This window comes from Salmonella sp. 32031103-2018-00083-FB-01-SM-01, from assembly GCF_017571995.1.
GTDB lineage: Bacteria > Pseudomonadota > Gammaproteobacteria > Enterobacterales > Enterobacteriaceae > Salmonella > Salmonella enterica.
This window is the reverse complement of record NZ_JAGEQL010000002.1, coordinates 470,445-484,400: the sequence shown is the minus strand read 5'-3', so window position 1 is coordinate 484,400 and position 13,956 is coordinate 470,445. Positions and strand designations below refer to the sequence as shown.

At 54.2% G+C, this 13,956-nt stretch carries 15 protein-coding genes; 12 read left to right on the top strand and 3 right to left on the bottom strand.

All coding sequences use genetic code 11. The features are described 5' to 3' along the window. Positions 1 to 289: 289 nt before the first annotated feature. Positions 290 to 820, bottom strand: coding sequence for an inorganic diphosphatase (gene ppa, locus J4614_RS08655; RefSeq protein ID WP_000055079.1), 531 nt, complete (start codon positions 818 to 820; stop codon positions 290 to 292). A gap of 226 nt (positions 821 to 1,046) precedes the next feature. Continuing rightward, complete coding sequence (gene fbp, locus J4614_RS08650) at positions 1,047 to 2,045, bottom strand: class 1 fructose-bisphosphatase (RefSeq protein WP_000853764.1); 999 nt, start codon at positions 2,043 to 2,045, stop codon at positions 1,047 to 1,049. Positions 2,046 to 2,219: 174 nt separating this feature from the next. Between fbp and mpl the strand changes: the two genes are divergently transcribed. Then, positions 2,220 to 3,593, top strand: a complete 1,374-nt coding sequence (gene mpl / locus J4614_RS08645) for a UDP-N-acetylmuramate:L-alanyl-gamma-D-glutamyl-meso-diaminopimelate ligase (RefSeq protein WP_001219832.1) — start codon at positions 2,220 to 2,222, stop codon at positions 3,591 to 3,593. Between the two features lie 106 nt (positions 3,594 to 3,699). On the opposite strand, the gene yjgA is transcribed toward mpl, so the two are convergent. Further along, positions 3,700 to 4,251: a ribosome biogenesis factor YjgA gene (gene yjgA / locus J4614_RS08640; RefSeq protein WP_000166287.1), complete on the bottom strand. Its 552-nt coding sequence runs from the start codon at positions 4,249 to 4,251 to the stop codon at positions 3,700 to 3,702. 95 nt (positions 4,252 to 4,346) lie between these two features. Between yjgA and pmbA the strand changes: the two genes are divergently transcribed. From pmbA to J4614_RS08585, 11 genes are all read left to right on the top strand, one after another. Beyond that, positions 4,347 to 5,699: a metalloprotease PmbA gene (gene pmbA / locus J4614_RS08635; protein ID WP_000852994.1), complete on the top strand. Its 1,353-nt coding sequence runs from the start codon at positions 4,347 to 4,349 to the stop codon at positions 5,697 to 5,699. A 98-nt stretch (positions 5,700 to 5,797) separates the two neighbouring features. Next, positions 5,798 to 6,184 (top strand): cytochrome b562, encoded by a 387-nt coding sequence (gene cybC / locus J4614_RS08630; protein ID WP_001232231.1) that lies wholly within the window; start codon positions 5,798 to 5,800, stop codon positions 6,182 to 6,184. Positions 6,185 to 6,461: 277 nt separating this feature from the next. Next, on the top strand, positions 6,462 to 6,800 hold the full coding sequence (locus J4614_RS08625) for a glycine dehydrogenase (protein WP_001255103.1): 339 nt from the start codon (positions 6,462 to 6,464) through the stop codon (positions 6,798 to 6,800). Positions 6,801 to 6,810: 10 nt separating this feature from the next. Further along, entirely contained in the window at positions 6,811 to 7,173 is a 363-nt protein-coding gene (locus tag J4614_RS08620) for an SFCGS family glycine-rich protein (protein ID WP_000435389.1), read from the top strand. After that, complete coding sequence (locus J4614_RS08615) at positions 7,173 to 7,475, top strand: DUF4312 family protein (RefSeq protein ID WP_000975187.1); 303 nt, start codon at positions 7,173 to 7,175, stop codon at positions 7,473 to 7,475. Before J4614_RS08620 ends, J4614_RS08615 begins: the two co-directional genes overlap by 1 nt. A 22-nt stretch (positions 7,476 to 7,497) precedes the next feature. After that, positions 7,498 to 8,274, top strand: a complete 777-nt coding sequence (locus J4614_RS08610) for a DUF4311 domain-containing protein (RefSeq protein WP_000478578.1) — start codon at positions 7,498 to 7,500, stop codon at positions 8,272 to 8,274. 11 nt (positions 8,275 to 8,285) lie between these two features. After that, positions 8,286 to 8,930 carry a DUF4310 family protein gene (locus J4614_RS08605; protein WP_000392127.1) on the top strand — a complete coding sequence of 215 codons (645 nt, stop codon included), beginning with the start codon at positions 8,286 to 8,288 and terminating at the stop codon, positions 8,928 to 8,930. Positions 8,931 to 8,988: 58 nt separating this feature from the next. Continuing rightward, the gene (locus J4614_RS08600) at positions 8,989 to 10,122 is read left to right on the top strand and encodes an amidohydrolase/deacetylase family metallohydrolase (RefSeq protein ID WP_208293135.1); all 1,134 of its coding nucleotides are present in this window, start codon (positions 8,989 to 8,991) and stop codon (positions 10,120 to 10,122) included. After that, entirely contained in the window at positions 10,106 to 11,224 is a 1,119-nt protein-coding gene (locus tag J4614_RS08595) for a DgaE family pyridoxal phosphate-dependent ammonia lyase (RefSeq protein WP_023138828.1), read from the top strand. The genes J4614_RS08600 and J4614_RS08595 overlap by 17 nt, the downstream gene beginning before the upstream one ends. Continuing rightward, positions 11,221 to 11,961, top strand: a complete 741-nt coding sequence (locus J4614_RS08590) for a KDGP aldolase family protein (RefSeq protein WP_000779262.1) — start codon at positions 11,221 to 11,223, stop codon at positions 11,959 to 11,961. The genes J4614_RS08595 and J4614_RS08590 overlap by 4 nt, the downstream gene beginning before the upstream one ends. 16 nt (positions 11,962 to 11,977) lie before the next feature. After that, positions 11,978 to 13,891 (top strand): BglG family transcription antiterminator, encoded by a 1,914-nt coding sequence (locus J4614_RS08585; RefSeq protein WP_023233269.1) that lies wholly within the window; start codon positions 11,978 to 11,980, stop codon positions 13,889 to 13,891. Positions 13,892 to 13,956: the final 65 nt, after the last annotated feature.

Here is a 13,956-nt window from a genome sequence, read left to right as displayed (position 1 = left end):
TATTAAAAAGGTAATCGGGCTTATGCACTAAATAAGAATTTGGCGCTTGCTAATATTTAGGGCGTAAGTCCATGGGAGTCTGCGGGAATTCACAAAAAAATTATTATCTTAAGCTTTTTAGAGAAAGCGTGAGCGTATTCAACCCTTTTTAATAAAAAATAAGGTAAGGTCTTATTCATTTCGTGAATGTTAAACTAATAATGATAAAAATTGTGTTCTATTCATTAGCCAATAAAAAGGCCCTCATTACTATGAGAGCCTTTATCTTGACGCTTATGTAAAAGCGAACTTATTTCTTCGCTGCGCGCTCGAAGGAGGCAACGATTTCCGCTTTAGCCGCTTCGGCGTTGTCCCAACCGTCAACTTTCACCCATTTGCCTTTTTCGAGATCTTTATAATGCTCGAAGAAATGAGTGATCTGCGCTTTCAGCAGTTCCGGCAGATCGTTCACATCTTTAATGTGATCGTACTCTTTGCTCAGTTTGGTGTGCGGTACGGCAACCAGTTTCGCATCTTCACCGGATTCGTCGGTCATTTTCAGTACGCCAACCGGACGGCAACGGATGACGGCGCCTGGCTGCAGCGGGTACGGCGTCGGGACCAGAACGTCTACCGGGTCGCCGTCCAGAGACAGGGTATGGTTGATGTAACCGTAGTTGCACGGATAGAACATCGCGGTGGACATGAAGCGGTCAACGAACAGCGCGCCGCTCTCTTTGTCAACTTCGTATTTGATCGGATCTGCGTTAGCCGGGATCTCGATAACGACGTAGATATCTTCCGGCAGTTCTTTACCCGCCGGGACGTTGAGTAAGCTCATGTCTGTTTCCTTTGAATTTATGACAAACAAGTGGCGAGTATTATAGCCAACTCACGCCGAAAGTCTTCGCTTGTTTTCGTTTCCGCCTCATCTGGCGCGTCGTTGCGGAGCATGAATGACAAAGGTTAAGAACCGAAAAAATCACGGGCCTGATAAGGCAACGCCGCCATCGGACATGTTATTGCCCAATGGCGGCTTCATGCGTTATTCCGCATGGTGGTAAAGATTACGCGTCCGGGTATTCGCGGATAAAGCGTTCCACATCGTCAACCATATGGCGGTTGCCGACGAAGAACGAGCGGCGCTGGTGAAGGCTTTCCGGAATGATATCCAGAATACGTTCTTTACCATCGCTTGCTTTGCCGCCGGCCTGTTCCGCGAGAAACGCCATCGGGTTGCACTCATACAGCAGACGCAGTTTTCCCTGCGGATGGCTGGCGGTGCTGGGGTAGAGATAGATGCCGCCTTTCAGCAGGTTGCGGTGGAAATCGGCCACCAGAGAGCCAATGTAACGTGAGGTATAAGGGCGACTTGTTGAACTATCCTCTTCCTGGCAGAATTTGATGTACTTCTTCACGCCATTCGGGAACTTAATGTAGTTGCCTTCGTTAATGGAGTAGGTTTTACCCTTTTCCGGGAAACGCATACGTTCCTGGCACAGACAGAACACGCCTAACGACGGATCGTAGGTGAAAGCGTGTACGCCGCAGCCGGTGGTGTAAACCAGCATGGTGGACGAGCCATACACGACATATCCCGCAGCGACCTGTTTGTTGCCCGGTTGCAGGAAATCTTCTTCGGTAACCGGCGTGCCGACAGGCGTCACGCGGCGATAAATCGAGAAAATCGTACCGACAGAGACGTTAACGTCGATGTTAGAAGAGCCATCCAGAGGGTCCATCAGCACCACATATTTTGCGTGTTCGCAGCCTTCAAAGACGACGATTTCGTCCTCTTCTTCCGATGCGATGCCCGCTACAATATCGCGCGCTTTTAGTGCAGCTTTCAGTTTCTCGTTCGCGAACAGATCGAGTTTCTGCTGAACCTCGCCCTGTACGTTCTCAGCACCGCTGGCACCCAGGATATCGACCAGACCGGCCTTGTTGATATCGCGGTGGATGATCTTGGCGCCCAATTTTATTGCCGACAGCAAAGCAGTGAGCTCACCGGTAGCCTGAGAGAACTCGTGCTGCTTTTCGACAATAAATTCACCTAACGTTTTCATAACACTTTCCCTGCAATTGATTGGAGTAAAGCGACCGTAACAATCTTAACAAACATTTCAGATGATGCGCTCAGGTGAATCGCGCCAGCAAAGTACAGATTTACCTGAAATGCGTTTCTCACTTGCCAGACATGTGCGTAAAATGGCTCGCAGATAAAAAAAGGATAGTGACGTATGCGCATTCATATTTTGGGAATTTGTGGCACTTTCATGGGGGGGCTGGCGATGCTGGCTCGCTCGCTTGGTCATGAAGTAACGGGTTCGGACGCCAATGTGTATCCGCCGATGAGTACCTTACTTGAGAAGCAAGGCATTGATCTGATCCAGGGTTATGACGCCAGCCAGCTCGATCCGCAGCCGGATCTGGTGATTATCGGCAATGCGATGACGCGCGGGAATCCGTGCGTGGAAGCGGTGCTGGAAAAAAACATTCCCTTTATGTCTGGTCCACAGTGGCTGCACGACTTTGTGTTGCGCGATCGCTGGGTACTGGCGGTCGCCGGTACCCACGGCAAAACCACGACCGCAGGCATGGCGACCTGGATACTGGAAGCGTGCGGGTACAAACCGGGCTTTGTGATTGGCGGCGTACCGGGTAACTTTGAGGTTTCCGCGCGCCTGGGCGAGAGCCCGTTCTTTGTTATCGAAGCGGATGAGTACGACTGCGCGTTCTTTGATAAACGTTCTAAATTTGTGCATTACTGCCCGCGGACGCTGATCCTCAACAACCTTGAGTTTGATCATGCCGACATCTTCGACGATCTGAAAGCGATCCAGAAGCAGTTCCACCATCTGGTGCGCATCGTACCGGGGCAGGGGCGCATCATCTGGCCGGAAAACGACATCAACCTGAAACAGACCATGGCGCTGGGCTGCTGGAGCGAGCAGGAGCTGGTGGGCGAGCAGGGACACTGGCAGGCGAAGAAGCTGACTACGGATGCTTCCGAGTGGGAAGTGTGGCTGGACGGCGAAAAAGTCGGCGATGTGAAATGGGGCCTGGTCGGCGAACATAACATGCACAACGGTCTGATGGCGATTGCCGCCGCGCGCCACGTGGGCGTCGCGCCCGCAGAAGCGGCCAGTGCTCTGGGGTCATTTATTAACGCCCGCCGCCGTCTGGAACTGCGCGGTGAAGCGAACGGCGTGACGGTGTATGACGATTTTGCTCATCACCCGACGGCAATTCTGGCCACGCTGGCGGCGCTGCGCGGTAAAGTGGGCGGCACCGCGCGCATTATCGCAGTGCTGGAGCCGCGTTCTAACACGATGAAGATGGGGTTATGCAAGGATGACCTGGCACCGTCGTTAGGGCGTGCGGATGAAGTGTTCCTGCTGCAGCCGCCGCATATTCCGTGGCAAGTGGCGGAAGTCGCCGAAGCCTGCGTACAGCCTGCTCACTGGAGTGGCGATGTCGATACGCTGGCGGAAATGGTGGTGAAAACCGCACAGCCTGGCGATCACATCCTGGTGATGAGCAACGGCGGTTTCGGCGGCATCCATCAGAAATTGCTGGATGGGCTGGCGAAAAAAGCACTGGTTGTGGAGTAAAAAATGCCCGGTGGCGCTGCGCTTACCGGGCCTACAATAGGTACATTCCTGTAGGCCGGATAAGGCGCCAGCGCCGCCATCCGGCAGATGCTACCAACGTGTAAAATTATCCTTCGTTTTCCGCCAGCTCGCGCAGATACTGGAAAATCTGACGCGCTGATTTCGGCGGTTTGTTGCCTTCTTTCTCTTTCTTCGCATTGCGGATCAATGAACGAAGCTGTTGACGATCGGCGTGCGGCCACAGGGTCAGTACTTCGGCTACCGCGTCATCGCCTTCGACGATCAGACGATCGCGCAGATGCTCAAGCTTGTGAAACAGCACCACCTGCTGATTATGGCGGTTCTTCAGCTTGTCCAGCGCCTGGCGAATAGGTTCAACGTCGCGTTGGCGCAGCATTTTTCCGATAAGCTGCAACTGGCGGCGGCGTCCTTCCATTTTGATTCGCTGGGCCAGTTCAATGGCGTCGCGCAGATCGGCGTCCAGCGGGATCTTATCCAGCGCGTTTTTCCCCAGATCCACCAGCTCCGCGCCCAGGCGTTTTAATTCCTCGGCATCGCGTTTAATTTCACTTTTACTGACCCAGATAATTTCATCGTCTTCGTCTTCGATGTCATCACCGGGAACGTCGTCGAGCCAGTCTTCGGGCTGCTTTGTCATGTCAGGCTCCTTAAAAAAAGAGGCTAATGTTACCAGTTAAGATGCGCACTGAAAAACGGTTCTCTGTTAGACTTCAGAGAAACTCTCTCTACATTATGGCATTTGCAATGAAAGTAATCTCACAAGTTGAAGCGCAGCGTAAGATTCTGGAAGAAGCAGTTTCGACAGCGCTGGAGTTAGCCTCAGGCAAATCGGATGGGGCGGAAGTCGCCGTCAGCAAGACCACCGGCATTAGTGTCAGCACCCGTTATGGTGAAGTAGAGAATGTCGAATTTAATAGCGACGGCGCGCTGGGCATTACGGTGTATCACCAGAACCGCAAAGGCAGCGCCTCTTCGACGGATTTAAGCCCGCAGGCGATTGCCCGTACCGTGCAGGCCGCGCTGGATATCGCGCGTTACACGTCGCCGGACCCGTGCGCAGGCGTGGCGGACAAAGAACTGCTGGCGTTTGACGCGCCGGATCTGGACTTGTTCCACCCGGCAGAGGTTACGCCAGACGAAGCCATTGAACTGGCCGCGCGTGCGGAACAGGCTTCTCTAAAGGCGGATAAACGCATCACCAATACCGAAGGCGGTAGCTTTAACAGCCATTACGGCATTAAAGTGTTCGGCAACAGCCACGGCATGTTGCAGGGCTATTGCTCCACGCGCCATTCGCTCTCAAGCTGCGTCATCGCTGAAGAGAACGGCGATATGGAGCGTGATTACGCTTACACCATCGGTCGGGCAATGGCGGATCTGCAAGCGCCGGAATGGGTCGGGGCCGAGTGCGCGCGCCGCACCTTATCCCGCCTGTCGCCGCGCAAGCTCTCCACCATGAAAGCGCCGGTCATTTTCGCCAATGAAGTGGCGACAGGGCTATTTGGTCATCTGGTCGGGGCGATTGCCGGCGGCGCGGTCTACCGTAAATCCACTTTTCTGCTCGACTCGCTGGGCAAACAAATTCTGCCGGAATGGTTAACCATCGAAGAACACCCGCATCTGCTAAAAGGGCTGGCGTCTTCACCGTTCGACAGCGAAGGCGTGCGTACGGAGCGCCGGGACATTGTGAAGGATGGCGTACTGACGCAATGGTTGCTGACCAACTATTCTGCCCGCAAACTGGGGCTGAAAAGTACCGGTCATGCCGGCGGCATTCATAACTGGCGTATCGCCGGGCAGGGGCTGAACTTTGAGCAGTTGCTAAAAGAGATGGGCACCGGCCTGGTGGTGACGGAACTGATGGGCCAGGGCGTCAGCGGTATTACCGGCGACTACTCCCGCGGCGCTGCGGGATTCTGGGTTGAAAATGGTGAAATCCAGTACCCGGTAAGTGAAATTACCATTGCCGGTAATTTAAAAGAGATGTGGCGTAATATTGTCACCGTGGGTGATGATATTGAAACGCGCAGTAATATACAGTGCGGTTCGGTATTGTTACCGGAGATGAAAATCGCCGGACAATAATACCCGTCATACTTCAGGCTGCAGGCGCGTTGGCTGCCTGCAACTCGAATTATTCAGGGTATTACACTTATCGTTAATAATAAAAAAGGAAGTGAGCAATGCGTAAAAGCCTGTTAGCTATTCTTGCTGTGTCATCGCTGGTATTCGGTTCGGCTGTTTTTGCTGCCGATCTTGAAGATAATATGGATATTCTCAATGATAACCTGAAAGTTGTTGAGAAAACGGATAGTGCCCCTGAACTGAAAGCGGCATTAACCAAAATGCGCGCGGCCGCGCTGGATGCTCAAAAAGCTACGCCGCCAAAGCTGGAAGATAAAGCGCCGGATAGCCCGGAAATGAAGGATTTTCGTCACGGTTTTGACATTCTGGTCGGCCAAATTGATGGCGCGCTGAAGCTGGCGAACGAAGGTAACGTTAAAGAAGCGAAAGCGGCGGCGGAAGCGCTAAAAACCACCCGCAATACGTATCATAAGAAGTATCGTTAATTTTTGTGGGATGGCGGCTTCGCTTTATCCGCAGGTCGCCATCCGGCAAAATGTAATACCCATCACACTTTCTCACTTTATACGACAACGTCATTGTTTCGCCATTTCCTCTTTATGCCGCGATAGATCTCACACTTTCCCGGCGATAATTCATTAATGCCGCCTTTTCTGTGGCGCAGATCACCTATCCCACTCGCGTTTCCACTTCGAGGTGGAAAATAACTCGCTACAAACTTTTAACCCTTGCCGCTAGTTTTATCTCATTGCCATTAACGGGGTGAGACGCGTGGATAACGGAGCAGTAAAACACGATGCCGGTGAGCGAATTAACGAACTGGCTGAACAGGTGTTAACGCAGGTGGATGGCCTGCTGGGGCGGCATCACATTGTCCCCAATGCGGTACAGACGCAAATGCTGACCTCGCACGTTCGCGCGATGGCGCACCGGTCAATTACCGGCGAGCCTTTACCGGAAGTCGATGCCAGCTTGTTTGATGAAATCTCAGCCGAATCAATGGCGCTCGCCCGCGAAATCGTGGCGGCGTTTGGCAACCTTCCTGACGAAGAAGCCTGGCTATTATCGGTACATTTTGAAGTCGCGAAAGACAACCTCTAAGGAGCAAAAAATGGAACAGATTACCGTCGTGATTGGCGATCGCCTGGGTAAAGGCCAGAAAGTGGCGGCAGGCGTGGAAAAAGCGGGCGGTCGCGCGGTCGTCGTACCGGGCGTCGCGGCAGACATGAAGCTGGGCGATGTGATGAAAGCGGAAAACGCCACCTTCGGCATTTCATTTTGCGGCAGCGGCGGCGCGGGCGCTATCACCGCGCAAAACAAGCATGGCTACAAAGCCAAATATGGAATGCGGTCAGTGGATGAAGGCGTCACCGCTATCAATGAAGGCTGCAACGTGTTGGGTTTCGGCTTTATGGATAAAGAAGAGCTCGGCGAGCGCCTGGTGCAGGCGTGGCAAAAGAAATACGGCGCCTGATGATGAAAGAGCAATTCACCACCACGGTGAGAGTAAAAGGCAAGGGCGACGCCAAAGCACGCGCCTTTGCCGATGCGCTGAACCATGTTCAGTCGGCGGTGATGAGAGAGTCGCCGTATATCTTACTGCGTATTGAGCCACAGGATGTGCGGATTGTTCAGGCGCATGAGTCGGTGCGTAAAGAGGCCTTTCTGTTTTTCTTTTTGCGCCGGGAACGACGCACTTACAGCGTGGAGCTGGATGTGACCGTCAACGTGACCGCCATCAATCTCGACAGGGTGGATTTCGTCGCGAAACGCTGATTTTTATTAAAAAGGCATAGTTATGTTCCTGATAATACTAATTAAATCGCTCATTATCGGCGCGCTGGTCGGCGTAGGGGTGGGCGCTGGGGCTGCACGCATGTTTCACGCGCCAACCACACAGGGGATGGGCGCGTTCCGTACGTTGGGCGAACTCAACTCTTGTGAAGGCGACCCGGCATCTCACTTCTCCTTTGGACTGGGTTTCTTCTTTAACGCCTGGGCGTCGTCTGTGGCGGCCGGATCGTTCACCCAGGATGTCGATCACCGCATCATCCCTAACTGGGGCGCGGCGGCGCTCATGATCAAAAACCGTAACGTTGGCGAGACGCTGCACGACCCGAAAAAAATGGCGATTGCCTGCGCCGTCATCGGCATGATCGTCGTGACGTTCCTTAACCTGACCGCCTCATCCGTGCCAGAAGCGCTACAGGTGACAGCGGTTAAGGTGCTGGTACCGGCGGCAAACCTGCTGGTCAACATCGTCATGCCTGTGATCTTCTGGTTAGCGGCGATCGACGCCGGTAAAAAATCGGGCTTCTGGGCCACCGTTTTCGGCGGCGCGGCGCAGCTCATCATGGGGAACGCCGTACCGGGGCTGGTGCTGGGTATTTTGATCGGTAAAGGCGTAGAAGAGAGCGGCTGGAACCATGTCACCAAAGTGATGATGGTCGCCATCGTTTTGCTGTTTGTGTTGAGCGGCTTCTTCCGCGGCTTCGACATGAAAATGATCGAGTCTTTCAACATGACGGTACCGAACTGGCTTGAACTGATCCACAACTCGCTCAGCGGCAAATAACGGAGGCCACAATGGAAGAGAATAAAGGTTTTTGGTATGCCGACTGGTCGTTCCCGATCTTTGTTGGCCTGCTCTCCTCCGGCGTTTTCGCCGGGACGCATATGTACTATCTGTACGGTATCGGCGCATTTAACGAAGTCGCTTTTGTGGCGATGTTGAAAGCGGGGATGGATACCGGCGTCTACGGCGCGGTCGCCGCTTTCGGCGCCAGCTTTTTATTTGCCCGCATTATCGAAGGTTCGCTGGTCGGGATTCTGGATATCGGCGGGGCAATTCAGACTGGCGTGGGCTTAGGGGTTCCGGCGTTACTGCTGGGGGCTGGCTTTGTCTTCCCGGTGGCGAACTTTATCGCTTCGCTGATAACCGGTCTGGTGATTGGCCTGGCGATTGGCTACATCATTATTCTGGCGCGTAAGTTCACCATTAATCAGAGCGACTCCACGTACGGGGCGGACGTCATGATGGGGGCTGGTAACACTTCAGGCCGTTTTCTGGGGCCGTTGATTATCCTCAGCGCCATGACGGCATCGATTCCTATTGGTCTGGGCTCTCTGGTGGGCGCGCTGCTGTTTTATATCTGGCAGAAGCCGATTACCGGCGGCGCGATTTTAGGCGCGATGATCCTCGGTTCCATCTTCCCGATTGCGATTAGCTAACTGTTGATTTGTAGGCCGGATAAGGCGGTTGCGCCGCCATCCGGCAAAGGAGAGAACGATGTTTGATTTACTCCTGCGCCATGCGTGTCTGGTCGATGACACGCTGACTAATATTGCCCTGCAAGATGGCAAAATCGCGGCGTTGGGTGACGTTGATGGCCCGGCGGTGAAAACCATTGACCTGCGCGGCGAGTGTTACGTTAGTGCGGGTTGGATTGATTCTCATGTTCACTGCTACCCAAAATCGCCGATTTATTTCGATGAGCCGGATAGTATCGGCATCGCGACGGGGGTGACGACGGTGATTGATGCCGGCAGCACTGGCGCAGATGATATTGACGATTTTTACACCCTGACCCGTCAGGCGACCACCGACGTTTATGCGCTATTAAATATTTCACGCGTTGGGCTTATTGCCCAAAACGAGCTGGCTAACATGGCCAATATTGACGCCGATGCGGTCCGGCAGGCGGTAAAACGCCATCCGGATTTTATCGTCGGCCTCAAGGCGCGGATGAGCAGCAGCGTGGTAGGCGTTAACGGCATCACGCCGCTGGAACGTGCTAAAGCCATGCAGCAAGAAAACGGCAACCTGCCGCTGATGGTACATATTGGCAATAACCCGCCGGATCTGGACGAAATCGCGGAGCGTCTGACGGCGGGCGATATCATTACCCACTGTTACAACGGTAAGCCGAACCGTATTCTGACGCCGGAAGGCGAGCTGCGCGCCTCGGTGACACGAGCGCTGGCGCGCGGCGTGCGTCTGGACGTCGGGCATGGTACCGCCAGCCTGAGCTTTGCGGTGGCGAAACGCGCTATTAGCCTGGGGATTTTACCGCATACCATCAGTTCCGATATCTACTGCCGTAACCGCATCAATGGCCCGGTGCATTCGCTGGCTAATGTGATGTCGAAATTCCTCGCCATCGGCATGTCGCTGCCGCAGGTCATTGCGTGCGTGACGGCCAATGCCGCCGATAGCCTGAATCTGAAAACCAAAGGTCGTCTTCAGCCTGGTCTGGATGCCGACCTGACCCTCTTTACGCTTAAACGCCAGCCCACCGTGTTGGTAGACGCGGAACACGACAGCTTACAGGCTGAAGAATTGCTGACGCCGCTTGCCGCGATACGCGCAGGCAAGGGCTATATGACCAAACAAGGGAGCGCGGAACATGCCTTCGATTTTTGAGAAGTATCAATTAAAACAGGTGATTAACGCCTCCGGACGTATGACGGCGCTCGGCGTCTCTACGCCGCGCCCGGAAGTGATAGACGCGGCGATGGCCGGAATGAATCAGTATTTCGAGATGAAAGATCTGGTGAATAAAACCGGTGAGTACATTGCGAAATTGTTGGAGGTGGAAGGGGCGACGGTAGTCTCCTGCGCCAGTGCGGGTCTTGCCCAGTCGGTTGCCGCGGTACTGGTTCAGGACAGCGACTGGCTGCTGGAAAACCTGCACGTTACACCGATTGAAAATAACGAAATCGTCCTGCCAAAGGGCCACAACGTCAACTTTGGCGCGCCGGTGGGAACGATGGTGGCGCTGGGCGGCGGCAAACTGGTGGAAGCCGGTTACGCCAACGAATGTTCCGCCGCGCAGTTGGCGGCGGCCATTACGCCGCGCACGGCGGCTATTCTCTATATCAAATCTCACCACTGTGTACAGAAAAGTATGCTCAGCGTGGAGCAGGCTGCGGTGGTGGCGCGCACGCATAATCTCCCGCTGATTGTAGACGCGGCGGCGGAAGAAGATTTGCAGTGCTACTACCGCATGGGCGCAGATCTCGTTATCTATAGCGGCGCGAAAGCGATTGAAGGGCCGACCAGCGGGCTGGTGATTGGCAAAACGCAGTATGTTGAGTGGGTAAAACGTCAGTCAGCGGGCATAGGCCGGGCGATGAAGGTCGGCAAAGAGGGAATTGTTGGCCTGACCTGCGCCATTGAATTGTACCTGCGGGCGCAAAAAGAGAGCGGCGCGGAGATGGTAGAAAAAATGGCGCCCTTTATCGACACGTTGAACACGTTTAACGGCGTCAGCGCCCGCGTGGTGTGGGACAGCGCCGGACGCGACATCGCGCGCACGGAAATTAAGTTTGATGAAGCCGTTACCGGCATCGCCACAGGCGAACTGGTCGACGCGCTGAAGCAAGGGGAATACGCGATTTACTTTCGCGGATACAAAGCCAACGAAGGAATTATTGAAGCGGATGTCCGCAGCGTCGATCGCGCGCAGTTAGCGATTGTGGCGCGTCGTATTGGCGAGGTGATTAATCAGGAGAAACAAGCATGAAACTGACCCCTAACTTTTACCGCGATCGCGTTTGCCTGAACGTACTGGCCGGTTCGAAAGATAACGCCCGGGAAATCTACGCGGCGGCGGAAGGTCATGTGCTGGTTGGCGTGCTCTCCAAAAACTATCCGGATGTGGCAAGCGCAGTCGCGGATATGCGTGAATATGCGGCGCTTATCGACAATGCGCTCTCCGTCGGACTGGGGGCAGGCGATCCTAACCAGTCGGCGATGGTGAGCGAAATCTCGCGTCAGGTACAGCCGCAGCATGTCAACCAGGTGTTTACCGGCGTCGGGACCAGCCGGGCGCTGCTGGGGCAAAATGAGACGGTGGTGAACGGTCTTGTCTCGCCGACCGGCACGCCGGGACTGGTGAAAATTTCCACCGGCCCGCTAAGCAGCCGCGCGCCGGACGGCATCGTACCCATAGAAACGGCGATTGCGCTACTCAAAGATATGGGCGGCAGCTCCGTTAAATACTTTCCGATGGGAGGACTCACCTGTCGCGACGAGTATAAAGCGGTGGCTGACGCCTGCGCCCGCCATGATTTCTGGCTGGAACCGACGGGCGGTATCGATCTGGAAAACTTCGCCGAGATTCTGCACATCGCCCTTGATGCAGGTGTAAGCAAAATCATTCCTCACATTTATAGTTCGATTATTGATAAGGTGAGCGGCAACACCCGTGCGGACGATGTGCGTCAGTTACTCGCTATCGTCCGGTCGCGTGTCGGCTAATCATGAGGAGAGAGACGTGCGATTCCCCAACCAACGTTTAGCGCAGCTATTTGCGATGCTGCAAAACGAGACGCTGCCGCAGGACGAGCTGGCGCAGCGGTTGTCGGTCTCCACGCGTACTGTTCGGGCGGATATCGCCGCGCTGAACATGTTGCTGACGCCGCATGGCGCGCAATTTACTCTCAGCCGCGGCAATGGGTATCAGCTCAAAATTGATGATCCGGCACGTTATCAATCCCTGCAAACGCAGCAATCTCCCACGCTGGCGCGCGGTCCGCGCACCAGCCAGGAGCGGATACACTATTTGCTGGCGCGTTTTTTAACCTCCGCTTTCTCGCTGAAGCTGGAGGATTTAGCAGATGAATGGTTTGTCAGCCGTGCGACGTTGCAGAACGATATGGCGGACGTGCGCGAGCATTTGCTGCGTTATCATCTGACGCTGGAAACGCGTCCGCGTCATGGCATGAAACTGTTTGGCGGAGAGATGGCGATTCGCGCCTGTCTGACCGACCTTTTATGGACGCTGGCGCAGCAGGAGCCCTCCCATCCGTTAATTGTTAGTACCACGCTGAACACCGAGGTGTCTCAACGGCTGCAGTCTCTTTTGCCGGATATTTTCTCTCATTGTCAAATCCGCCTGACCGATGAGGGCGAGCTGTTTCTGCGTTTATACTGCGCGGTGTCGGTACGGCGTATTCGCGAGGGGTATCCGTTATCGGAATGCGTGGCGGAGGAGGTCGATGAAAAGGTGCGCCATGCGGCGCATGAGATTGCGGAGCTACTACAACAGCTGGCCGACAAGCCGCTGTCGGAGCCGGAAGTAAGCTGGCTGAAGGTGCATATTGCCGCCCGCCAGGTACAGGAGATTGCCCCCAGCGCCATTAATGCCGATGATGAAGAGGCGCTGGTGCGCTATATCCTCAATTTTATTAATACCCAGTACAACTATAACCTGTTGAATGATAAACAGCTTCACGCGGACTTGCTGACCCACATCAAAACGATGATCACCCGCGTGCGCTACCAGATCATGATCCCCAACCCACTACTGGAAAATATTAAGCAGCACTATCCGATGGCGTGGGATATGACGTTGGCGGCGATATCGAGTTGGGGAAAATACACGCCGTATACCATTAGCGAAAACGAAATCGGTTTTCTGGTGCTGCATATTGGCGTTGGGCTGGAACGTAGTTACAACATTGGCTACCAGCGGCAGCCGCAGGTACTGCTGGTGTGTGATGCTGGTAATGCGATGGTGCGGATGATTGAAGCGATACTGGCGCGGAAATACCCGCAGATTGAGATAGCCCGCACTTTGACGCTACGCGACTATGAGGCGCGGGACAGTATTGTGGAGGATTTTGTGATTTCCACGGCGCGGATCGGCGAAAAAGATAAACCGGTCATCATGATCGCGCCCTTTCCTACCGACTATCAATTGGAGCAGATCGGTAAGCTGGTGCTGGTGGACAGAACCCGTCCGTGGATGCTGGATAAATATTTCGATGCCTCGCATTTTCGCATTGTGGAAGGGGAAATAGATCAACAGACGCTGTTTAAAACGCTGTGCGATCAGTTGCACGAGGAAGGCTTTGTTGATGCGGCGTTTCTCGATTCGGTTATTGAACGTGAAGCTATCGTCAGTACGTTATTAGGCGACGGGATTGCCTTGCCACACGCGCTGGGGCTGCTGGCGAAGAAAACGGTGGTTTATACGGTGCTCGCGCCGCAGGGGATTGCCTGGGGTGACGAAACGGCGCACGTTATTTTTTTACTCGCCATCAGCAAAAGTGAATATGAAGAGGCGATGGCCATCTACGATATTTTCGTCACTTTCCTGCGTGAACGCGCCATGACGCGCCTCTGCGCATGTCAGAATTTTACGCAATTTAAAACGGTCGCGATGGAGTGCGTGAGCCGTTTTTGAGAGGCGTTATCCAGAATTCGATGTAATGCGAATGTAATGCTAAACTGCATTACACATTCGATTTT

Bases quoted from the DNA above. Each gene is read 5' to 3' on its own strand.
- yjgA (WP_000166287.1), bottom strand. From the start codon at position 4,251: ATGACAAAGCAGCCCGAAGACTGGCTCGACGACGTTCCCGGTGATGAC.
- J4614_RS08620 (WP_000435389.1), top strand. From the start codon at position 6,811: ATGGAACAGATTACCGTCGTGATTGGCGATCGCCTGGGTAAAGGCCAG.
- J4614_RS08615 (WP_000975187.1), top strand. From the start codon at position 7,173: ATGATGAAAGAGCAATTCACCACCACGGTGAGAGTAAAAGGCAAGGGC.
- fbp (WP_000853764.1), bottom strand. From the start codon at position 2,045: ATGAAAACGTTAGGTGAATTTATTGTCGAAAAGCAGCACGAGTTCTCT.
- mpl (WP_001219832.1), top strand. From the start codon at position 2,220: ATGCGCATTCATATTTTGGGAATTTGTGGCACTTTCATGGGGGGGCTG.
- J4614_RS08605 (WP_000392127.1), top strand. From the start codon at position 8,286: ATGGAAGAGAATAAAGGTTTTTGGTATGCCGACTGGTCGTTCCCGATC.
- ppa (WP_000055079.1), bottom strand. From the start codon at position 820: ATGAGCTTACTCAACGTCCCGGCGGGTAAAGAACTGCCGGAAGATATC.
- pmbA (WP_000852994.1), top strand. From the start codon at position 4,347: ATGGCATTTGCAATGAAAGTAATCTCACAAGTTGAAGCGCAGCGTAAG.
- J4614_RS08590 (WP_000779262.1), top strand. From the start codon at position 11,221: ATGAAACTGACCCCTAACTTTTACCGCGATCGCGTTTGCCTGAACGTA.
- J4614_RS08610 (WP_000478578.1), top strand. From the start codon at position 7,498: ATGTTCCTGATAATACTAATTAAATCGCTCATTATCGGCGCGCTGGTC.
- J4614_RS08595 (WP_023138828.1), top strand. From the start codon at position 10,106: ATGCCTTCGATTTTTGAGAAGTATCAATTAAAACAGGTGATTAACGCC.
- cybC (WP_001232231.1), top strand. From the start codon at position 5,798: ATGCGTAAAAGCCTGTTAGCTATTCTTGCTGTGTCATCGCTGGTATTC.
- J4614_RS08600 (WP_208293135.1), top strand. From the start codon at position 8,989: ATGTTTGATTTACTCCTGCGCCATGCGTGTCTGGTCGATGACACGCTG.